The sequence below is a fragment of the Caballeronia sp. LZ033 genome (assembly GCF_031451265.1).
Taxonomy (GTDB): Bacteria; Pseudomonadota; Gammaproteobacteria; order Burkholderiales; family Burkholderiaceae; genus Caballeronia.
The window spans coordinates 13,124-36,081 of sequence record NZ_JARUXQ010000002.1; the positions used below are offsets into that span (position 1 = coordinate 13,124).

Here is a 22,958-nt window from a genome sequence, read left to right on the forward strand (position 1 = left end):
TTCACGGGCTTCACTCCAGCGTGATACGCGGCTCATTCAGCGGCCGCAGCTTGCCCGGATGCACGACGCGGCACAGCGCCTCCACAAAGAAGAAATCACCGAACATGGTCGCGCCATCGACGCCGATGTCATGCGGCTTCGAATAGCACGAGTTATGCAACAGCCCGTGCTCCCCTTCGTGAACTCGTCGCGGCACAGCGCTTCCAGCATCGCGATGCCATGACGCTGCCACTTCGCGGCGGCCTGCGCATCGGGATGCAGACGCGCCAGTTCCAGCAGCGCCGACGCCACGATCGCGGCCGCCGCCGTGTCCTTGATCTCGGCGTCGCGACCGGTGGCGTCGAAGTCCCAGCGCGGCACCTGACGTCCTTCGAGGCGGCGCAGATAGTATTCCGCGAGCCGTTCCGCGAGATCGAGATACGCGCACTTGCCGGTCTCGCGCGCCGAGTTCACGTAATCATAGATCGCCCATGCCTGGCCGCGGCTCCATGCGGATTCATCGAACGCGCCCTGGAAGGTATAGCCGCGCACGCGCGCGCCATATGGGGGCGTTTGGCCATGTCGATGGGTCTTCTTGAATGGTTGGCTGAACGCGGCGTCATGCGTTGCGCTACGGCGCCGTCAGCGTGGAAGTCACTTTAAAGAGGCGCCTCATTCGACGGGTAGGACGGTTCACGCGATCTTTTGGACTTTTTTGCAGCACGCCGCGCGAACGCCCGGGGGGGCCGTTAAAAAGTCCAGGAAATCCGAAGACTGGTCCTGACGCACCCTTGCAGCGATCACGAATACTTGCGTCAATCCGACGCCGCTCGCCTATAACCAGCTGTTCCTCGCGCTGTCGCAAGGGCTGGTGGATGGCGCGGATACCTCGCCGGAGCAGTTCGTGCAGGACAAGTTCTCCGATGTCGCCAAGCACTTTTACGTGACGCACGTGAACTATCTGCCGGTGGTGCTGACGATGAGCAAGGCATCGTGGGACAAGCTTTCGCCCGCCGATCAGAAGGCGTTCCAGGAGTCGGCGAAAGTGGCCGCCGACTTCGACCTGAAGGAATACAAGCGTGAATACGACGCCGCCATTGCCACGATGAAGGCGAAGGGCATCCAGGTGACGGTGGTCGATACGGCGCCGTGGCAGCAGGCCACCAAGGCCGCGCGCGACGAACTGGTCGCGAAGATTCCCGACGGTCCCGCGCTCTATCAGTAAATCAACGCGGCCAAGCAGGCTTCGGCGGTTGCATCGAAATGACGGATGCGAACGGCGGCAGTGACTCCAACCCGGCATCGGAGGCGACACCCATGGAGAAGCTCGCGCGCGGCCTGATGTGGATCGACGACATCGTGCTGAAGCTCAATCTGTTCGTCTGTAGCTGTCTGCTGCTCGAGGCGGTGATCGTGGCCGGTCTCGGCGTGATCTTCCGCTTCGTGCTGCACGATTCCTTGTCATGGTCCGACGAAGTATCGGCCTACCTGTTCGTGTGGCTCACGTGTCTGGACGCGGCGGCCGGTGTGAAGCTGCGCGCGCATCCGGAAGTGCGCGTGCTGGCCGACCGCGTTCCGCCGTGGTCGCGCCCTTGCTCAAGGACTTCACGGACTGCGCGATCCTCGCGCTCGGCGCGGTGTTCGTGCTGTACGGCACCGACATGCTCGAACTGATGGGCACTGAAACAGCTACGTCCGTGCCGATTTCGATGGTCTATCCGTATCTCTCGATACCGCTATGCGGTGCGTTGCTCGCGTTTCATTCGCTGGTGCGCATCGTGGTGTCGCATCTGGCGCCGCAGGCGCAGTCCGATGCGACGCTGGTCGAAGGCGTGTCCGATCATCTCCAGATTTCCAGGATAAACATCATGTGGGCAATCGCTTTTGGAGCAGGGCTGCTCGGGCTGGGCGTGCCGGTGGCCATCTGCATCGGCATCGCGGCGACCATCGCGGTGGCGTTGCAATCGGCGGCGGGATCGCTCGGGCTGTTGTCGCCCGTGTCGATGAGCATGCTCGTCTACGCCTGTACCGCGAACGTCTCGGTGGGCACGATGTTCATCGCGGGCATCATCCCGATGCTGCTCGTGGTCGCGTCGTTCATGATCGTCAACTATGTGACGGCCGTGAGGAACGACTACAGCGCGGTGGAGCCGTTCGATCTCGCACGTCTAGCTCTTGTCGAACGTCCGGAAAGCACCGCTTGATGACGGCCGCAAAGTCCAGTTCTGGCATGAGTGAACTGCTAAGCTGGATTGACGGAAAAAGAATCAAGGCGCCTGTAGGCGTGGCTGTTTCGAACCACGCCGTCGGCCCCGGTGCGTACACCCAATACGTTGAGGACTGGCTGACATGGTCGACGGCTTCGATAGGGACGCAGAGCCGGATGCGGATCCTGAAGAGATCAGGCTGCGCGACAACGATAGTGCCAAAGGTATTTTCGAGTCGCTGCCGGTGCCGCTGTTGATCCTGCTCCCGGATAAGGACTTCACGGTAGCCGCGGCGAGCGAGGGCTATCTCAGCGAGACGCGTAGCAGGCGCGCCGAAGTCGTCGGGCAATCGATTCTCGATGTCTACCCTCACAGCGCGTTTCCCTTCAACTCGACGGAGACGGCGGATCTCCATGCGGCGCTGACTTCGATAGCGACCTGGAAGTCGGCCAGCGATCGCGCCGATCAACGCTTCAGGATCTCCGCGCACAAGGACGAAGGCGCCTCGACATGGCGGGCCGTACAAAGACCGGTCCTGACCGATGAAGGTGAGCTTCTGTGTATCGTGCATTGGCTCCAGAAGCTGTCCAGTGCGCAGCACATCTCTCTCGACGCGGCTCGCGAGCCGGACTACAAACGCATCGTCGACTCGCTTCCGCACTGCGTGTGGACGGCACGTCCGGACGGATACGTGGACTTCTACAACGCGCGATTCCGCGAGTTCATGGGCGCTGAACCGGAAGCGGCGAAAGACGGGCTCTGGATCAACTTCGTTCATCCCGACGATGTGAAGCGCGCCAAGCAGGAATGGCAGGCAAGCATACAAAGAGGAACGCCGCACGAGTCGACCTTCCGCGTGCGCTACCACACTGGCGACTACCAATGGACGCTCGTGCGCGCGATGCCGGTTCGGGAAGGCGCCGACATCATCGAATGGGTCGGCAGCAACACCGACATCGACGCGCGCATGCTGGCCGAGGTGGAAGCCCACGTGTCGAACCGGCGCAAGGATGAATTCCTCGCGATGCTCGCACACGAACTGCGCAATCCGCTCGTGCCGATCAGGGCGGGCGCGGAGATGATGGCAAGACTCGGCAAGGACGACGAGCGCATGTCCCACGTCGGCGACATGATCCGCCGCCAGGTGGCGCACGTTTCGACACTCATCGACGACTTGCTGGAAGCCTCGCGCGTCAACCAGAATCGCGTCTCGCTCGAGACTTATACCGTCGATCTGAAGCGTGTCGTGCATGAGTCATCCGAGCAGGTGCGTCCGCTCGTCGAAGCGCACAAGCACCGCTTGGCCATCCATCTGCCGGTCGAGCCCGTCTGCGTGTGCGGCGACCACAATCGCCTCGTCCAGGTCTTCAGCAATCTGCTCACGAACGCGGCGAAGTACACGCCGGACGGCGGAAGCATCTCGGTGCTGGTATCGCGAGAGAACGGTGAGGCCGTCCTCAAGGTGAAGGACAATGGCAACGGCATGGAGCCGGAACTGCTGACACGGGCATTCGAGCTCTTCGAGCAGGGCACGCGAAGCGCCGCGCGAACTGAAGGCGGTCTGGGACTGGGACTCGCGCTTGTGAAAGGGCTCGTCGAGCGCCAGCATGGGACCGTGACGGCGGCAAGCGAAGGACAAGGCAAGGGCAGCGAAATCACCGTGCGGTTTCCGCTCGTCGCTAGCCGGGCGGACCCGATAACACCGCCCGCGACGCCTGAGCCGATGCACGAGGCTCATCGACATCGCATTCTCCTGGTTGAGGACAATGTCGACGTCGCGGACTCGGTGGGCATGGTGCTGGAGATTCTTGGACACGATGTCGCCATCGAGCACAACGCACGCAGTGCGATCGAGCGGGCCAGACGGGAGTCGTTTGACCGCTGCGTGCTCGACATCGGACTGCCCGATATGGACGGCTATCATCTCGCTCGCGAACTGCGCACCCTTCCCGGCACGCGGAACGCCGTGTTCATCGCGCATACCGGTTATGGCCAGCAGGAGGATAAGAAGCTGTCGGCCGAGGCGGGCTTCAAACATCATCTCGTCAAGCCAGCCGCGATTCCCGACATCGAACGGGTGCTCGCGGATGAAGCGGTGACCTAGCGCGTGCTGCCTGTCGCGTTGCTCATGATGCGAAGAGCACGAGCATTACTCAGGCTTTCGCGGATGATTGAGGAAGAAGCGAATCATCTCGGCGCTGGCGTCGGGGCCGGACGGATCGGTGTAGCTGCCGCTCGACGAGCCCCCGGCCCACGCATGCGGCGCCCCGTGAATCACCCATAGTTCGGCATCGACGCCCGTGGGTGAAGTCATGATCCGGACCGTGTTCTTTCTTGCGCTCGATGCGCCATCGATCATCACTTCGCTTGCCGAGAACTCGCGTACCAGTTCGCTGGCGTTGGCGAGATGCACGGTTGCGTCGGCATCGCCGTGAAAGACGATCAGCGGGCATGAAGGGCCGGTTCTTCGGGCATTGGCGCGCGGCTTGCCACCGCGCATCGCCGCCAACGCCGACGGCAAGTCGTGCGCGCAACCCACCGGCAGGCCCGAGTGAACGCCCGCTGCCGCGTACAGGTCAGGATAGGCGTGCGCCAGGACCGCTGCCATCGCGCCACCGGCGGACAGGCCCGCCACGTAGACCCGTTTCGGATCGACGCTGTGGTTCGCCATGACCTCGCGCGTGATGCCCGCAATCAGCGACGGTTCACCCTGATCGCGCTGCTGATCCGAGGGCTTGAACCAGTTCCAGCATTTCGATGCGTTCGCGCTCTGCGGCTGAACCGGATAAGCGACGATGAAGCCGTGCGTGTCCGCAAGCGCGTTCATCCGGGTGCCGGCCGCGAAATCGTCGGCGTCCTGGGTGCAGCCGTGCAGCATGATTACCAGGGGTAAGGGTTCGCCGCGAGGTAATGCGGGGACGTAGAGTTTGTAATCACGCTGACCGGCGGCGCCGACAAAGCGCCGCGTGCTGAACTGCCCTTGCTGTCCGGCTTGCTCGTTGCCGGCGCGGCACCGGGGTTGCAAGAGGTCGGCGAAAGCTGTCGTGCCGGTCTTGTCACGCGCGTCTGCCACGTCCGTCTTTTCACCATGCATGGCGCGCTTGACGACCTCGGCGGCCGCCGCGGGATCATTGCTGCGAAAGAGTGCGAAGGCCTCTTTCATCGAATCCAGAAATCCGTCGTTGAGTTTCATTGTTCTTCCGTTAGCAGGAAATTGGAGAGCATCAGCGGATGCGATCCGCCAATGCGGCCTTGACCGCAGGGGACGCATGAAGCGCGCCGCGGACCAGGATGGAGTCGATCGCGGCGAGCGCGAGTTCAGGCGAAACATCCGATGCGATGCTCGCGAGGCCCAGAACCTGGATCCTCAGCCGTTGATTGGCAGCGCACGCTGCTTCGAGGTCCAGCTTCGAGAAATGCTGGAGGCCCAGGACCAGTTCACGGCGAGTCACCGTTTCCTTCACGGCCGGAGCGTGGACTGCGAGCTGGTTGCGGATGGCCGTGCGAATCAGATCGGTACGGTTCGAATAAAAGCCTTCTTCGACCAGCAGGTCGATCTGTCCCAGGTCGACAGGGCCGAGATTGATCGTGATTTTCTCGGTCTCGCTGCCGCGCGAGCGTTCCAGTGTCTCTTTGTTCATCTTGAAAAGTTCTCCGATTACCATCCATGTGGATGGTATCAGGCTGGTTTCAAGAGGGAGGCACGAAGATTTGTTGAGAAGGAACGTTCGGTAATGCCCGACACTCGCCGCAGTGTGCGGCAGGCAATTGTTACCGCACGATGAGCTTCACCCCCTGCGCAAAAGCTCACTCGCCTGCGCGAGCACCGCTTCGATGGAAAAGGGTTTCGTCAACATGGCCATGTTGTCGTCGAGGAAGCCGTCGGACACCGCTTCCTCGGCATAGCCTGTAATGAACAACACGGGCAGCATGGGCCGGCCGACTCTCGCGGCGTCGGCCATCTGCTTCCCGTTCAGGCCTGGCAGGCGCACGTCCGACACCAGCAAATCGATCTTCACCTCCGACTTGAGCACCGCAAGCCCCGACGGTCCGTCATGAGCCTGGATCGACGTATAGCCCGAGAGTCCGAACAACTCGACAAGCAATTGGCGAATGGTCTCGTCATCGTCGACGATGAGCACGGTCTCGCCCGCACCGCCAGCCGGCCCGGCAGCCAGTGCTTTCGGTTGTCGTGGCGCCTCATCCGCCACCACGGCCTCGGGCATGAACAGCGCGACGGTCGTTCCCTGGCCGAGCGCGCTCTCGATGGTCACGAAGCCGCCGGACTGTCTCACGAAGCCATAGACCATCGACAGGCCGAGCCCGGTGCCGCGTCCCAGCGGCTTCGTGGTGAAGAAGGGTTCGAGGGCTTGTCTCAGCACCTCCTGCGGCATGCCCGATCCCGTGTCCGATACCGCGATGCGCACGTAAGCGCCAGGACTTGCGCCTTCGTTCGCGGCCGCTTCCACTTCGCTGACCTCGATGACCGAAGCCGCAATCCTGAGCACCCCGCCACGAGGCATGGCATCGCAGGCGTTGATCGAAAGATTGAGCAATGCGCTTTCGAGCTGGTTGGTGTCGCAGCGGATATGGCACGGCTGCGCGGCCATGTCGAACGCGATCTCGATGTCCTTGTTCGCGGTCTGCCGGATGAGGTCTTCGATGGACGGTATCAGTTCCCTCACGTCGGCGGACCTCGGTGCAAGCGGCTGTTTGCGCGAGAACGCGAGCAGTCGATGCGTCAGCGAAGCGGCCCGATGAGCCGACGAGATCGCCATGCCGAGAAACCGGTCGAGCTGTTCGGTCTTGCCACGCGCGACGAGATGCCGAACCAGTTCCAGAGGCCCGATCACGCCCTGCAGCATGTTGTTGAAGTCATGCGCGAGGCCGCCGGTCAGGTGACCCACCGCCTCCATCTTTTGACTTTGCCTGAGCTGCTGTTCGAGTTCACGTTGCGAGGTCATGTCGACGCCGACACCCGTACGCCGCACCGGCAGCCCTTGCTCGTTGAAATAGGTGTGACCCCGCGACAGGACGTGCCGCACGGATCCATCGGGGTGACAGATTCGATATTCGAGTTCCAGGTCGCCGCTATGCAGCAGCCCGCCCGACATCGTATTGCGCAGGGCGGCCCGGTCGTCGGGATGGACATTGGCCAGGAAATACTCGCGCCGGATGCCCTTGGCCGCCTGCTCCGCATTGATCCCGTAGAGCTCGGAGACAGCTGCATCGCAGAAGAAGCAGTCGCTCGACACCTCGTAAGTCCACACGCCGACGCCACTGACCGCCGACAGCGCCAGCCGCGCAAAGTCGCGGGAATCATCGAGCGCGATCTGGCGCTGCCGCTCGGCCGTGATGTCGCGTCCGGCGCACGCAATGTGATTGCGCACACGCGTGGCAGACCAGCTGATCAGGCGGTAGCTGTTGTCGGATGCCGCGATCCGGCATTCGAACTCGGCCGTGGAGCCATCCGTATCGAGCCCTGTGATTGCGGTTTCAACGGCGCCGGCATCCTCAGGGTGAGCGAGCATCGGCAAGTGTTTTCCGATGGCGGAGGCTGCAGCGATTCCGAGCTTGTCTTGCCACGCGGGATTGACGTCTTTTACCCAACCCCGCAAATCGACGATGACGTGCAAGTCATGGCTGACATCCCACGCGACTTCCCGGCCGAGGCGGTCCTCATTGGCGAGTCCCGAAGCGGCATGGCGCTTCTTTGAATCATTAATCATGTGAATTCATGGCAACCGGCGCGGCAGGCGCCCGATGATGGACTACCGGCTCCGCTCTGTACGACTGTGTGGAAAGACATGGCTTGTCCTGTGCAAGCAACGTCGTTTGCCAGGCAGCCTCAGCAGACGCGTCCGCGTTGATACAAGCAGTGACGGGCGAGGCAATGGGAGAACAATTTACCACGTCAGCGTAGAAGGTCGCCGGCATCGCCTCGTGTTCGTGCGCCGCTGATCGCAGCGTCGGGTAATCGCTCTGGTAACAACAAAGACGGCTTCGCGCCCCGAACCCCCGCCCTCCTACCTGAGCAAGATTTACCGTCACTGAAAGTAATTTTAAATAAAACCAGAAAACATTCTTCAGGACCCAAATTACCTGCCGTTAAGAAACTGGCCTAGCGTTCCAAGCCGGTGCACGGCGTCGCGAGGCGGTCACGAATTCCCGAGTTCTTCCTTTGCGACGCCGTTGCAAGCCAGGCCCAGACATCTCGCATCTCGTGCTGTACCGCCGCGTAGTGATTCAACGTGTTGTACCGGTCAGGAGCCATCGTCCCGAAGGTCTTTAAGAAGGCCTGCGGTTCATGTCCGACTCCTTGCCTTCGATGACCGCCTCGATCCCCCACGACATCCTCGCCGTCCCCGCTGCCGGCGACACGCCGCCCGTCGCGGCCGTGCCCGTGCGCCTCGTCTCCACCAACGGCACGCTCAAGCCGCCATTTCCGCTGCCTGCTCCCACACCGACCCAGGACGCGGGTCAGGGCGTGCGCTTCGATTTCAACGACGGCTGTCGCGTGACGCTGCCCGAAGGCGAATGGCATGTGGTCCTGCGCGACACGGAAACCGGCAACGTGCTGTTCGAGACGGACATCGGCGCGGGCGCGGTGACGAGCGGCAAGAAATATTTCGTGCCCTTCGAACTCGAAGTGCAGAAGCGCGGCAAGGATGCGGACGCGGCCATCCTGCATCGCTACGACGCGAAGGACCGTGAAGTGCTGATCCAGTTTCCGGTCGGCACGCTCGGCGACCTGATGGGCTGGTTTCCCTACGCCGTCAAGTTCCAGCGCAAGCATGGCTGCCGCCTGACGTGCTCGATGTCCGCGCTGATCGCGCCGCTGTTTCGCCGCGCCTACCCTGAAATCGAATTCATCACGCCGGAGGAAGTGGATCCGGCGCGCTACTACGCGACCTACAACATCGGCCTGTTCTTCGACGACGAAGCGCACACCCATCAGCCGGTCGACTTCCGGCATGTCGGCTTGCATCGCACGGCGGGTCACATCCTCGGTGTCGATCCGGAAGAGATGCGCCCCGGGATGGTCCTCGCCGACGAATCGCGCCCGATCGAAGAGCGCTATGTCTGCATCGCGGTGCAGAGCTCGACCCAGTGCAAGTACTGGAACCACCCGACCGGCTGGCGCGAGATCGTCACGTTCCTGAAGGAAGCGGGTTACCGCGTGATCTGCATCGACCAGAAGGCGACGCACGGCTCGGGACTCGTCTGGAACCACATCCCGCACGGCGCGGAAGACCAGACCGGCGACCGTTCGCTGGAAGAGCGCGCGCGCTGGCTGAAGCATGCGGACTTCTTCGTCGGCTTGTCGAGCGGACTGGCCTGGCTCGCGTGGGCGTGCGGCATTCCAGTCGCGATGATCAGCGGCTTCACCCACGAAAACAACGAATTCGCCACGCCTTTCCGCGTGATCAATTACCACGCCTGCAACGGCTGCTGGAACGACGTGCGCCACCGCTTCGACCACCAGGATTTCTTCTGGTGTCCGCGCCACAAGGACACGCCGCGTCAGTTCGAATGCACGCGCCTCATCACACCCGAACAGGTCCGACGCACGCTGCGCCGCATCCCGGGCTTCGGCGTGGGCCTCGAGCCTGTCGCGCTGCAAGCCTGATCGAATTTCTGGTCGCGCGCCGTCTCTTGTGGGCGCGCGTCACGCACATACGAATACAAAAAAATGAAGCCGCTTACTTATCGCCGTAAATTCTGCCTGCACATTTTCGGCAGCCGCAGACAGCGCGCCTCGCGCCTGCTCGCCGGTCTGTTCTCGATGCTGGGCTTGCAGGCGCTCATCGCCGCGCCGGCCCTCGCCGTGCCCGCCACGCCGCAACCCACCGATTACACCGCAACCGTGTCCAGCGGCTCGACGGTCTCCAACGAGTCGGTGACATCCGGTGTGCAGACGGTCGCCGCGGGCGGCCGCACGTCGGGCGTGACGGTCAGCGATGGCGGTGAGCAGCATCTCGCCTCGGGCGGCACGTCGATGCTGACGACGGTCAACGCAGCCGGCTTGCAGAGCGTCGCGGGCACGGCCACGTCGACGACCATCAACTCCGGCGGCATCCAGACCGTCCAGACGGGCGGCACGGCGGCGTCGACCCGCATCAACACGGACGGCACGCAGAACGTGACGGGCGGCGCGGCGAACGCAGCGACCGTGTATGGCACGCAGAACGTGAGCGGGGGCGTCGCCAGCGGATCGACGATCCAGAGCGGCGGCACGCAGAACGTGCTGAGCGGCGGTGTTGCGTCGAGCACCTCGGTGCTGAACGGCGGCCTGCAGGACGTCAAGGCGGGCGGCACGGCCAGGAGCGTGACGGTCTCCGCGGGCGGCACCGCCCTGTTCGAAGCAGGCGCGACGGCGAGCGGCATCGTGCTGTCCTCGGGTTCGGTGATCTCGGCGACGACTTCCGGTTCGCTCACCGGCACCGATGCCGGCAACCGCACCTTCAACGTGGCAGGCGGCACCGCCACCGGCTTCGTACTGAGCGCCGGCAGCCAGCTCGACGTGCTCTCCGGACAGCGCTCGTCGGGCACCGTGGTCAGCGCGGGCGGCGTGGAAAACGTGTTGACCAGCGGCCAGAGCACGGCCACGCAAGTCCTCGGTGGTACCCAGAATGTGAACGGCGGCCGGGCGACTTCGTCGCTCATCACGAGCGGCGGTACGCAGAACGTCGATGGCGGCCTCGCCACCAACACGACGATCACGAGCGGCGGCACGCAAACCATCTCCAATGGCGGTTACTCGGACATCGCGACCGTCACCTCGGGCGGCAGTCAGGTCGTCTCGGCCGGCGGCAGCGCGACTGCGGCAACCATCAACTCTGGCGGCAACCAGATCGTCGCGGGCGGCGCGGCGGACGGCACCATCGTCAACTCCGGCGGCGGCGTGACCGTGTCGGCGGGCGGCACGCTGTCGAACGCGCACATCAATAACAACGCAAACGCAAGCGTGCTCGCGGGCGGCACGGCCAACGACTCGGTGCTGAGCGGCACCGCCGCCTACTTTGCAAGACAGACGGTGGCCGGCGTCGAGAGCGGCACGACGGTCGGCTACGCGGCGCAGGACACGGTGTTGTCGGGCGGCATCGCCGATAACACGCTGGTCAGCGGCACGTATGCCACGCAGACCGTCAATTCGGGCGGCGCGACCAACAACGCGACGGTCGCGGCTGGCGGCCGGATCGACGTGGCCGCGGGCGCCAGCGCGACGTCGGGCACCATCAACTCGGGCGGCACGTTCGAAGTGGAATCGGGCGGCACGGCGATGGGCATCGTGCAGAACTCGGGCGGCGGCCTGGTCGCGACGACCTCCTCGACCGTGCTCGCAGGCACCAACACGCGTACGGACGGCACGGACTTCACGATCGCCGACAACCTCGCCACGCATATGCAGCTCACCGACACGGGTCATCTCACCGTGCTGGCGGGCGGCTCGGCGCACGACACCGTGTACTCGGCGGGCGGCATCTTCCAGGTCGATGCGAACGGCACGGCCGATACGATCGTGCAGGGCGCAGGCGGCCAGATCGTCACGAATACCTCGGCAAACATCACCGACGCGCAGACGGCGGACGGCCGCATGTTCTGGGTGCAGAGCAACGTTGCCTCGGGCGTGATGCTCGACGGCCGCGCGGCCAAGCTGACGGTCAACGAAGGCGGCTTCGCGAACGACACGCTGCTCTCGGCCGGCACGTTGCAGGTGGACGCGGGCGGTTCGGCGAACCTCGTGAACCAGAGCGCGGGCGCGGGCCTCATCACCAACACGTCGGCGACGATCTCGAACGGTTCGAACACGCACGGCGACTTCAGCGTGGCGAACAACGTCGCAACCAACCTGGTGATCGAATACACCGGCAATCTCACGGTGCTCGGCGACGGTTCCGCCGTTTCGACGACGGTCGGCTCGGGCGGCCGCGTGACGGTCAACAGCGGCGGCATCGCCACCTCCACGACGGTCGCCAACAGCGGCACCTTCGCGGTGGATGCGGGCGGCAACGCGCAAACCGTGACGATGGACGCGGGCGGTGCGCTCATCACCAACACCTCGGCGACGATCACCGACGCGCACAACTCGATCGGCGACTTCATCGTCAGCGGGAACTACGCATCGAACGTGATCGCCGAGAACGGCGGCCAGTTCACCGTGCTCTCCGGCGGCTTCGCCAGCGCGACGACCGTCAACAGCCGCGGCAGCCTGATCGTCGCGGACGGCGTGGCGCAGGGCGCGACGATCAACAGCGGCGGTAACGCTGTCGTGAGCGGCGGTGTGCTCAACAATGCGACCGTCACCAACTCGGGCGTGCTCACGACCTCGGGCGGCGTGACCAACGACACGATCGTCACCGCGGGCGGCGACGTCTACGTGCGCGGCGGCGTCACCAGCAACACGCAGTTGCAAAGCGGCGGTTACGAGAGCGTGAACGGCGGGCTGTCGGTGGGTACGACCGTCGGCGCGGGCGCGACGCAGGAAGTCTGGACCGGCCAGACGAGCGGCACCGTGGTGCAGGGCGGCGCGCAGACGATCTACGGCGGCACGACCTTCGCGACGCAGTTCAACAACGGCACGCTGACGGTGTCGGGCGGCACGGCCAGCGGCACGGTGGCGGCGAACGGCACGGTCGTCAACGTGGTGGGCGGCACGACGGCCGGCACGCAACTGCAGGCGGGCGCGAGCCAGGTGGTCACGAGCGGCCATGCGAACGGCACGGTCATCTCGGCGGGCGCGACCCAGACGATTGCCGTCTCGGGTTATGCCTCGGGCACGCAGATCCAGGGCGGCGTCGAAGACGTGAGCGGCTCGAGCGTGGCCGCGACGGTGTCGGCGGGCGGCAGCCAGGCGGTTCATGGCAGCGGCGCCCGCACGACCTCGGCGACGGTGCTGACGGGCGGCACGATCACGCTGACCAACAGCGCAACGGCGAACGGCACGCAGGTGGACGGCGGCACGCTGAAGGTGTCGGCGGGCACCTCGGCGACGCGCACCGAAGTCTCGGCGGGCGGCACGCTCGCCGTCCTGGGCGGCGGCTCGGCGAGCTACAGCACGATCGGCGCGGATGGCACGGAAACCGTCGCGAACGGCGGCGTGACCTCGCAGGACACGATTTCCGGCGGCACCCAGACGATCTCGGGCGGTGGCACGGCGAACGGCGCGACCGTGCTCGCGGGCGGCACGCAGACCGTCGCGACGGCTGCGCTCGCCAGCGGCACCATCGTGTCGTCGGGCGGTACGCAGAACGTGAGCGGCGGCGTGGCGCAAGGCACGTCGGTCGCGGGCGGCACGCAGGTGCTGTCGAGCGGCGGCACCGCCACCAGCACGACGATCACAGCCGGCACGCAGCAAGTCGGCGTGGGCGGCGTGGCGAACTTCACGACCGTCGCGGGCGGTCAGCAGGAAGTGATGTCGGGCGGAAGCGCGAGCGCCGGCACGGTCCGCAGCGGCGGCACGGTCGCCGTGGATGCGGGCGGCGTCGTCGGCGGCCTGACGATGAATTCGGGCGGCGCGCTCACGCTGAGCGCGGGCGGTTCGGCGCTCAACGTCAATCAGCAGGACGGCGCGATCCTCACCGCCGATACCGCCGGCCTGCTTTCGGGCACGGGTCCGAACGGCTCGTCGTTCCGCATCAGCGGCAATATGGCGTCGGGCGTGACGGTCATGAACGGCGGCAGTCTCACCGTGCTGGCGGGCGGTTCGTCGACGGGCACGATTGTCGGCAGCGGCGGGCAGGAAGCGGTGCAGACCGGCGGCGTGACGACCGGCGCGCAGGTCAAGACATCCGGTGTTCAGACGGTCGCGGTTGGCGCAGCGTCGATCAACGCGACGGTCGCCGGCGAGCAGGACGTCGATGGCGTCGCGAGCGGCACGGTCGTCGCGGCGGGCGGTGTGCAGACGGTGAATCTCGGCGGCACGGCGTCGGGCACGATCATCAAGGCGCTGGGTTCGATGACGGTCGCCGATGGCGCGACGGCCACGAGCGCCGTGATTTCGGGCGGCACGCAGACGGTGCTGGCAGGCGGCAATGCGGACGGCACGACGATCTTATCCGGCGCGCAGAACGTCTCCGGCTCGGCGACCAATACGGTCGTCAGCGGCGGCGCGCAGAACGTCGGATCGGGCGGCAACACCAGCGGCACGCAGGTCACGGCGAACGGCGTGCAGAACGTATCGGGCGGCGTGGCGACCGGGACCGCGGTGTATGCGGGCGGCGTGCAGAGCGTCAGCGACGGCGGCCAGGCCGACGGCACGCAAGTGAGCGCGGGCGGTCTGGTCAGCGCATCGATGGGCGGCACGCTCAATGACGCGATGATTTCCTCCGGCGGTGCGGTGGTGCTCGACGCGGGCGGTGTGTCGAATGCGGCTTCGGTGCTGTCGGGCGGGCTGCAATCCGTGCTGTCGGGCGGCGTGGCGAGCATGACCACGGTATCGAGCGGCGGCACGATCGCCGTGTCCGCGGGCGCAACCGCGATGGGCCTCGACCAGAAGTCGGGCGCCGCGTTCATCGCGGACACCGGCGCGACCGTCAGCGGTCACAACGCCAACGGCGATTTCTCGATCATCGATAACCTCGCGTCCAACGTGCTCGTCGAGAACGGCGGCCAGCTCACGGTGGCGTCGAACGGTACGGCGAGCGGCACGCAGGTCGGCTCGGGCGGTGTCGAGCAGGTGACGGAAGGCGGCGTGGCAAGCGCTACGTCGGTGTCCAGCGGCGGCGCGCAGAACGTGGCTTCGGGCGGCAGCGCCAGCGGCACGACGGTGTTCGCGGGCGGCTCGCAGACAATCAGCGCAGGCGGCCTTGCGAGCGGCGCGGTGCTCTCGGGCGGCGCGCAATCGGTCGCGGGCAGCGCGACGGGCACGGTGGTTACGGCGGGCGGCGAACAAAACGTTCTGAATGGCGCGACCGCGACCGCCACGAACGTCGGCTCGGGTGGCGTGCAGCACGTGCTGGGCGGCGTCGCGAGCGGCACGACGGTCACGACCAGCGGCGTGCAGGACGTGCAAATCGGCACTGCGCTGGGCACGGTGCTCTCGGGCGGCCTGCAGGTCGTTCAGGTGGCGGGCGTGGCGAGCGGGACGCAGATCGGCGAAGGCGGACAGCAGATCGTGGCCTTCGGCGGCACGTCGAACGATACCGAAGTACAGGCGGGCGGCGTGCAGGAAGTCTCCACTGACGGCACGGTCTCGGGCACGCACGTCGCGAGCGGCGGCCAGCAGACGGTCGATGCGGGCGGCTACGCATCGGGCGGCACGATCGACGCGGGCGGTACGCAGATCGTCAGCGGCAACGTGAGCGGCACCGTGGTGTCCGGTGCGCAGACGGTCGCTTCGGGCGGCACGGCGGAAGACACGACGCTTACCGGCGCAAATGCCACGCAGATGATCTCGAGCGGCGGCCTGGCATCGGCCGGCAGCGTGGCGAGCGGTGCGGTCCAGACCGTCGAGTCGGGCGGTCTTGCCCGAGGCGTCACGGTGGGGACTTCGGGCACGCAGAGCGTGTCGGGCTGGGCGCTCGGGTCGGTGATCTCGGGCGGCACGCAGGAAATCGCGGCGGGCGGCTCGGCGACGAGCGCGACCATCGAAAGCGGCGGTGCGCAGAACGTGCAGTCCGGCGGCATCGCGGGCTTCACGACGATCAGCAGCGGCGGCACGCAGACTGTCGCGTCGTCGGGCGCCGCGGGCTTTACCTTCATCGGCGAGGGCGGCGCGCAGACCGTTCAGTCGGGCGGCAGCGCTTTGATTTCCCTCATCGATGGCGGCGGCAAGCTGACGGTATCCGGCGGCGCCTATGCCAGCGCAGTGATGCAGCAGGCAGGCGGCGCGCTCGTCGCGGACACGTCCGCGACCATCCTCAACGGCTCCAACACGCTCGGCACCTTTGGCGTGATGAGCGGCGTTGCCTCGGGCCTGCTCGTCGAGAACGGCGGCAGCTTTACGGTGCTGTCGGGCGGTCAGTCGCTCGATACGCATGTCGGCAGCGCGGGTCTTGAAACCGTGGCATCGGGCGGCGTCGCGTCGGGCACGATGGTGTCCGGCGGCACGCAGACCGTGCGCGGCACGGCCAGCGGCACGACGGTCCTCGCAAGCGGCACGCAGACCGTTGCGGCAGGCGGCGTTTCTGACGACGCCGTGGTCGCCGGCGGCAAGCAGGTCGTGAACGGCACCGCGAACGCCACGCAAGTCAGCTCGGCGGGCAAGGTGTCGGTCGGCTCCGGCGGACAGGCGCTCGATACGCAGATCGGCTCGGGCGGCGCGGTGACGGTGGCATCGGCGGGCGTGGCCAGCGGCAGCGTGATCAGCGCGGGCGGATCGCAGGTCGTGAGCAAGGGCGGCCAGGCAAGCGGCACGACGATTGGCGCGGGCGGTGTCGAAACCGTGGCGTCGGGCGGACTGTCGACGCAAGCGAGCGTCACGAGCGGCGGCACGCAAAGCGTCGCATCGGGCGGCAAGGCGAGCGGCACGGCGGTATCGGGCGGCGGCGTGCAGCTGGTGCAATCGGGCGGCGTGGCCTCGGCGACGTCGATTCTTTCGGGCGGCGTGCAGAACCTTGCGGCCGGAGGCAGCGCGGTATCGACGCTGGTGCAAGGCGGCGGCCTGCAAACCGTGCAGACCGGCGCGACCGCGTTGACCACGACGGTGGCTAGCGGCGGCGTGCAGGACGTGGCGTCGGGCGGCACGGCCACCGGCACGGTCGTCAGCGCGGGCGGCGTGCAGCGCGTGTCGTCGGGCGGCAATGCCGGCTCGGTGACGCTCGGCAGCGGCGGCAATCAGTACGTGAGCTCGGGCGGCGCGGCCAACGGCGTCTCGGTGACGGACGGCGGCACGCAGACCGTGCTCGCGGGCGGCAACGTCAGCGGCACGAACATTTCGAGCGGCGGTACGCAAGCCGTTTCGTCGGGCGGCAGTTCGACGCAAGCCGTGGTGTCGAACGGCGGCCAGCAGACGGTCGCCTCGGGCGGCACGGCCAGCGGCACCGTGGTGCACAGCGGCGGCGCGTTGACGGTATCGAGCGGCGGCGCGGCGGGCAGCATCGTGGTCGAGGGCGGCGGCAAGGCCACCGTCGGCAGCGCGGGCAGCGCGACGCTCAGCCAGGCATCCGGCGCGGCCATCGTCACCAATACCTCGGCGACCGTGAGCGGCAGCAATGCAAACGGCGCGTTCCAGGTCGCGGGCAATGTCGGATCGAACGTGCTGGTCGAGAACGGCGGCGTGTTCGACGTGCTGGCGGGCGGTGTCGCGAGCGGCACGCAAGTCGGCTCGGGCGGCACGGAGCGTGTGTCGTCGGGTGGCGCGTCGATGCGCTCGGTCATCGTCGGCGGCGTGCAGCGCGTGTCGGCGGGCGGCTCGGCGACCGGTGCGAGCATCGGTGCGGCCGGCGTGCAGCAGGTTGCATCGGGCGCCAACGCGCTCGACACGACGATTGCCGCGGGCGGCAGCCAGACGGTCGCGGGCGTCGCCAGCAACACGACGATCTCGGGCGGCACGCAGACGCTGACCTCGGGCGGTGTGGCGCAGGGCACGACGGTGTCGAACGGCGGCGCGCAGAACGTGAGTTCGGGCGGCGTCGCGATGGTCACGACGCTGACTTCCGGCGGCACGCAGACCTTGAGCGCGGGCGGCTCCGCGCGCTGGACGACCGTCGAGGGCGGCACGCAGAACATCCTCGCGGGCGGCGTGGCGAACGACACGACCGTCAACGCGGGCGGCCTGCAATACGTCGATGGCGCGATCGAAGGCTATGCGTACAACACCGTGGTCAACAGCGGCGGTGTTCAGCAAGTGGCGTTCGGCGGCTACGCGGGCGGCGCGACGATCAACAGCGGTGCGTTGCAGGAAGTGCAGGCGGACGGCATCGCGAGCGGCACGACGGTGAACGGCGGCACGCAGGTGGTCAGCTCGGGCGGCACGGCGCAGGACACGACGCTGAATGCGGGCGGCGTGCAGCGTGTGAACGCGGGCGCGCTCGTCAGCAATACGCTGGTGAACAGCGGCGCCACGCTGACCGGCGACGGCGACGTGGCCGGCGTGCACGTGACGGCCGGCGGTCTGGTGCAGAACCTCGCGAGCGCGAGCCTCGGCATCGTCGATGACGGCGGTACGGTGCAGGTCGATACGGTCACGGCGGCGAACGTCGCGGTGAACAGCGGCGGCTTGCTGAAGGGGAGCGGCACGCTGACCGGCAATGCGTCGATCAACGCGGGCGGCACGCTCGCCGCGACGACGCCGGGCCAGACGCTGCATGTGAACGGCAACCTCGCGTTCAACGACGGCTCGGTGTTCGCGGTCGGCGCGAATGCGGCGGGCCAGACGGGCAGCGTCGCGGTGACGGGCGATGTCAGCATCGCGCAGAGCGGGGCGAACGGCGGCGCGACGGTCGTCGTGAACGCCGTGCCGGATGCGTGGAAGGTCAACACGAAGTACACGATCCTGAGCTACACGGGCGCGCTTACCGGCTCGTTTGCGGGCGTCTCGATGGACTACGCGTACCTCGTGCCGACGCTCAGCTACGCGCCGCAGGAAGTGGATCTGACCTTGAAGATCGCGTCGATCTTCTATCAGACGGGCGAGTTCGCGGGCTTCGGCATGGTTGGCCAGAATCGCAACCAGTTGCAGGTGGCGAGCGCGTTGAACCGCATTCTCGCGGCCGGCGGCAATGCCGTGACCGACAAGCTGCTCTACGCGACGAAGGCGGGTGCGCAGTCGGCGCTGTCGCAGATGACCGGCGACGAAGCTACCGGCCTGTTGCGCATCACGCGGCAGAGCACGGAGGCGTTCGGCAACACGGTGGGCGAGCGTCTGACGCAGGCGGGGCTGGAGCGTCCGTCGAACGATGTGTGGGCGACGGTGCGTTACGGCCAGTCGCACGCCTCGGGCGATGCAGCGCTCGGCAGCCATGCGCTGGATGCGCGTACGAGCTCGCTTGCGATCGGCTTCGACCGCGAAGTACTGCGTGATGTGCGCGCGGGCGTGGCCGTCGATGCGGACTACAGCGACCTGGGCTTCAACACGCCGGGTTCGAGCGGTCATGCTAACGGCTGGCAGGCGCTGGTTTATGGCGCATGGCAACCGGCGGCGCAGCCCTTCTTTGCGCGCGGCATGGCGGGCATCGGACGCTGGAGCAATTCGGTGAACCGCGTGGTGGCGATCGATGGCATGTCGGGCACGCCGCAAGGCAGCGTCGAGACGCGTTCGACGACGGCTTATGCGGAAGGCGGTCTCAACCTGCATCTGCGTGACGACATGATGGTGCAGCCGTATCTCGGCATGCGTGTGGGCCGTTACAGCCAGGATGGTTTTGGCGAAGGCAAGGGCAACGACTTCGATCTCGTCTATCAGGGCAGCAGCCAGGCCGCGACGACGGGCATCGCGGGCGTGCGTTACTTGCTGAAGCAGAAGCGGGCGAGCGGCGCGAGCAACACGTGGGAAGTGGATGTCAACGTGCAGCAGCGTTTCGGCAGTCTCGACCAGCAGCTCAATGCCGCGTTCGCGACGGCGCCGGGGTCGGTGTACCAGGTGTCGGGTACGCCGCTGGCGCGCACCGTCGGGCATGTGGCGACGGGTGGGTCGTGGGAGATCGGGAAGCATGCTTCGGTGTTTGCGCGTGCTGCCGTGGATTTTGGCAAGCATGAGCAGGACTACAGCGGCGTCGCGGGGGTGAACTGGAAGTGGTAAGGGGGAAGGCGCGCGCGGGAGTGTGCGCTGGGTAGGAAGGAGCCTGCCATTTTTGGCGGGCTTTTTTTCTGGCAAGGAGATGGATGGCGCATCATCCATTAACGGGTCAGTACAATTTCCGTCGTTGAACGTGAGCGCAAGAATCATCGAAAATCAAAGAGCACACATTGGAGCCGATAGCGAAACGATGGACGCAATACTTGAAAAGCGCTATTCCGAGATTCTGGAGACGCTGGACCCGGCGTTCCTGAATCACGTTGAGGCAAAAGAGCGCAGGCTCTCGACGCCCTTTCTCGTGAACGGCCCGAGCGATCCCGACGCGCGGCGCATCATGGTCATCGGCAGAGAGTATGGTGGCAACGGCTGGAATGTCATGCACGACGGTGGAGGGGCCAGCGTATATGTAACGAAGGCACTCTCGAAGCATCGGGATTTCTTCGGCAGAGCCATGGCGAAGAAAGGTCAGGATAGGGGCGACACCTTCTTCAACTTCATGCGCGCCTTGGCGCGAAGTGTCGGCAGTGAGGGAGGGCTCATTTACTCGAACCTGCTCTGCTTCGACTCGGGCGGAAAGTCTCCTCGCAACTCGGAGCACTTCTCACTCGTCAAGCGCCTCTCCAAACAGTTGCTGGACGTACAACTCGATCATTTCAGACCCGATGTCGTCATCTTCGCGAACGGGATGGATACGGTTGGCATCAGGCGTGAGTTCTTCCCGATCGCGGGTGATGGGAAGGTTTGCGTGGGCCGCCGACACTGGGAAGAAGCGGGCATTCCGCGGACTCAACTATGGGAATTCGAACTTCACGGAAGGTTCTTGTGCTACCGGATTCAACATCCGTCAGCAAGATCGCGGGCCGCGAAAGCAGCCCGCAAGCAGTTGCTCGAGGTTATATCTCAAACGACGCATCACAACCCGACGGTTTTCGGCGGGGTGGAAGGTACGGGAAGCTTGGCCGCCGTCTCGTCCAGCTCATGAGACAGCGCACACGGATCAAGCTCGCAGCAAAGCGGCAAGCGCTGCGGCGTGCGGCTCGCAGAGCGCCCGCGGAAACGCAGGGACCTACGGAAGAGCATTATCGGACGCGTATCGCCAAAATCCATTTCGAGCATGAGGCGTTATTCAAACGGCTCGAAAACGCTTGAGGCAAGCACTATGAGCCGCGGTTGCTGCGCCGTACTGAAGTCAATCTTCACGACAACCTTGCGGGAGCTTTGCAGATCAAGCGGAATGTGCTCAGCCCTTGGCAGCAGCGTGCCGATACCATACTGGCGCGGTGGAAGCGCATTGACCCCCAACCTGGAGACCAAAATGAAAAAACTCGCCTTGCTCGCAGCGTCGCTGTGCATCAGCGTACCTTCGTTCGCGCAATACTACGGCAATCAACCGTCGCATTCCGCTTATGGCAACAACGGTGGCTTGTATGGTAGCGATCAACAAGTCAGCGGTTATACACGTAGCAACGGGACCTACGTGGAGCCCTATCACCGAACCGCGCCTGACAATACGATGTACAACAACTACTCGTCACAAGGTAATCTGAATCCCTATACCGGGCAGACAGGTCACGTACGGCCGCGTTATTGAGTTCGGGAGGGCGGAATTCTGATTCCGCTCGCTCTGCACTCCAACGGCTCGACGGCTTGGGCGTCAACGCCTCAACTCTCCCTGTCATACCCGAACTCGCGAAGCTCTTGCGAACATCGGCAAGCCTTGGCGATCTTCGCGGCCCATTGCACGGCGGCTTCGCGCGACGGCAGTTCCAGCACACAGAAGCCGCCGTCGAACTTTCTGGTCTGCGGGTAGGTCTCGTTCGTGACCGCACCGTCAGCAGCCACCATCAGCGGAGCGACGTCCGCATTGATCCCGCCGCCGAACACATACACGCCGGCGCTCTTCGCTTCCCTGATGACCGAGCGCGCCGCTTCGCCGACCGCCGCCATGTCTTCATCGGCAACGACCATCGCCGATGCGGGAAAGGAGATCAGATACTTCGTCATCTTCAAATCCTCCGAACGTGAGCACCACCCCTCAAGGCAAATTCTCCCGCAGCACGATACTGAACATCACCGGCTTGACCCCATCCATCGCATCCTGCGCTTGCCGAACGTTGTCGAAGATCCTGAGGCAATTCCCCACCATGGCTTGCGGCGTCTGCGTAATCAGCGCGTCCATGGTCCCGTCGATCAGAAGCGCCCGGGTATCCGGTGTCAGCCCATGCCCGACGAACAGAATCTTCTGCTCCGTCTTCGCCTCGACGATCGCCCGCGCGACCCCATCTGACCCGCCGCCGCTGTTATAAACCCCTGCCAGATCCGGATGCTGCTGCAGCAGGTTCCGTGTCTGCAAGTAATTGCGTTCGCTGTCGTCATGACCTTCGCGCAAGCCGATCACACGCAGCAGAGGAAACGTCGATTCGATCAAATGCAGGAAACCGATCTCCCTCTCTTCATGCCCGCGATAGTTGAGACTCCCTGCCAGCATCGCAATCTTCCCCGCCGGCCGCGGACCCATGAAGCGCCCGAGCAGCAAGCCCGCAGTGCGTCCCGCTGACCGGTTATCGATCCCGACATAAGCGAGCCTTCGCGAATTCGACAGATCTGAAATCAACGTGATAGCCGGCACGCCTTCGTCAGCGAGTGCATTGACCGCATCGCGCACCACCGGATGCTCCAGCGCCATGAACACGATGCCATCCGCCTTGCGCCCGTACTGCAGCAACCGCGCCGCCAGTTCATCCGGATTGAAGCTCTCGACGTAGTGGACGCGGCACTTCATGCCTTGCGCGGTCCACTGATTCTGCGCGAACTCGATGTAATCTCCGAGCATGCGCAAATACCGGTTTGTCCCGGAAGGCAACAGGAACGCGATCCGCATCGGCTTGCCCGTCGCGATCTTCTCCGGCGCCTCGATCGAATACCCCAACCGCGCAGCGGCCTGCATCACTCTGGCGGCCGTATTCGCCCGCACGCCGGGCCGCCCGTTCAACACGCGATCGACGGTTGCACTGGATACGCCCGCAGCCTGCGCAATGTCGGCCACGCGGGCGCGTGGTGGAAACAACGGCGTTACCGCACTCACTCCAAAC

At 65.4% G+C, this 22,958-nt stretch carries 13 protein-coding genes and 1 pseudogene; 8 read left to right on the top strand and 6 right to left on the bottom strand.

The features are described from left to right. Positions 1–36: 36 nt before the first annotated feature. The gene (locus tag QCE62_RS15700; RefSeq protein WP_309920029.1) at positions 37–531 is read right to left on the bottom strand and encodes a hypothetical protein; all 495 of its coding nucleotides are present in this window, start codon (positions 529–531) and stop codon (positions 37–39) included. A 247-nt stretch (positions 532–778) separates the two neighbouring features. On the opposite strand from QCE62_RS15700, the gene dctP reads away from it, so the two are divergent. From dctP to QCE62_RS15720, 4 genes and pseudogenes are all read left to right on the top strand, one after another. Beyond that, on the top strand, positions 779–1,204 hold the full coding sequence (gene dctP / locus QCE62_RS15705) for a TRAP transporter substrate-binding protein DctP (protein ID WP_309922837.1): 426 nt from the start codon (positions 779–781) through the stop codon (positions 1,202–1,204). Between the two features lie 116 nt (positions 1,205–1,320). After that, positions 1,321–1,700 (top strand): annotated as a pseudogene (locus QCE62_RS15710) (TRAP transporter small permease); the annotation flags it as partial. A 147-nt stretch (positions 1,701–1,847) separates the two neighbouring features. Further along, complete coding sequence (locus QCE62_RS35285) at positions 1,848–2,183, top strand: TRAP transporter large permease subunit (RefSeq protein ID WP_409017884.1); 336 nt, start codon at positions 1,848–1,850, stop codon at positions 2,181–2,183. Between the two features lie 145 nt (positions 2,184–2,328). Then, positions 2,329–4,290, top strand: a complete 1,962-nt coding sequence (locus QCE62_RS15720) for an ATP-binding protein (protein ID WP_309920037.1) — start codon at positions 2,329–2,331, stop codon at positions 4,288–4,290. 45 nt (positions 4,291–4,335) lie between these two features. On the opposite strand, the gene QCE62_RS15725 is transcribed toward QCE62_RS15720, so the two are convergent. The 3 genes from QCE62_RS15725 to QCE62_RS15735 all read right to left on the bottom strand — a co-directional run bounded on the left by QCE62_RS15725 (position 4,336) and on the right by QCE62_RS15735 (position 7,915). Continuing rightward, a complete protein-coding gene (locus QCE62_RS15725; protein ID WP_309920041.1) occupies positions 4,336–5,379 on the bottom strand; it encodes a PHB depolymerase family esterase in 1,044 nt (347 codons plus the stop codon). 31 nt (positions 5,380–5,410) lie between these two features. Beyond that, positions 5,411–5,827 carry a CopG family transcriptional regulator gene (locus QCE62_RS15730; protein ID WP_309920044.1) on the bottom strand — a complete coding sequence of 139 codons (417 nt, stop codon included), beginning with the start codon at positions 5,825–5,827 and terminating at the stop codon, positions 5,411–5,413. 147 nt (positions 5,828–5,974) lie between these two features. Further along, entirely contained in the window at positions 5,975–7,915 is a 1,941-nt protein-coding gene (locus QCE62_RS15735) for a PAS domain-containing protein (protein WP_309920047.1), read from the bottom strand. A 578-nt stretch (positions 7,916–8,493) separates the two neighbouring features. Here QCE62_RS15735 and QCE62_RS15740 point away from each other — a divergent pair. From QCE62_RS15740 to QCE62_RS15755, 4 genes are all read left to right on the top strand, one after another. Continuing rightward, on the top strand, positions 8,494–9,816 hold the full coding sequence (locus tag QCE62_RS15740) for an autotransporter strand-loop-strand O-heptosyltransferase (RefSeq protein WP_309920050.1): 1,323 nt from the start codon (positions 8,494–8,496) through the stop codon (positions 9,814–9,816). A 63-nt stretch (positions 9,817–9,879) separates the two neighbouring features. Continuing rightward, the gene (locus tag QCE62_RS15745; protein ID WP_309920053.1) at positions 9,880–19,869 is read left to right on the top strand and encodes an AIDA repeat-containing protein; all 9,990 of its coding nucleotides are present in this window, start codon (positions 9,880–9,882) and stop codon (positions 19,867–19,869) included. A 52-nt stretch (positions 19,870–19,921) separates the two neighbouring features. Next, positions 19,922–20,848, top strand: a complete 927-nt coding sequence (locus QCE62_RS15750) for a hypothetical protein (protein WP_309920056.1) — start codon at positions 19,922–19,924, stop codon at positions 20,846–20,848. A gap of 333 nt (positions 20,849–21,181) precedes the next feature. Further along, complete coding sequence (locus QCE62_RS15755) at positions 21,182–21,457, top strand: hypothetical protein (protein ID WP_309920059.1); 276 nt, start codon at positions 21,182–21,184, stop codon at positions 21,455–21,457. 71 nt (positions 21,458–21,528) lie between these two features. Here QCE62_RS15755 and QCE62_RS15760 read toward each other — a convergent pair whose 3' ends face one another. Together QCE62_RS15760 and QCE62_RS15765 are read right to left on the bottom strand one after the other, a co-directional pair. Beyond that, the gene (locus tag QCE62_RS15760) at positions 21,529–21,870 is read right to left on the bottom strand and encodes a YciI family protein (protein ID WP_309920062.1); all 342 of its coding nucleotides are present in this window, start codon (positions 21,868–21,870) and stop codon (positions 21,529–21,531) included. A gap of 31 nt (positions 21,871–21,901) precedes the next feature. Then, a complete protein-coding gene (locus QCE62_RS15765; RefSeq protein WP_309920066.1) occupies positions 21,902–22,912 on the bottom strand; it encodes a LacI family DNA-binding transcriptional regulator in 1,011 nt (336 codons plus the stop codon). Positions 22,913–22,958: the final 46 nt, after the last annotated feature.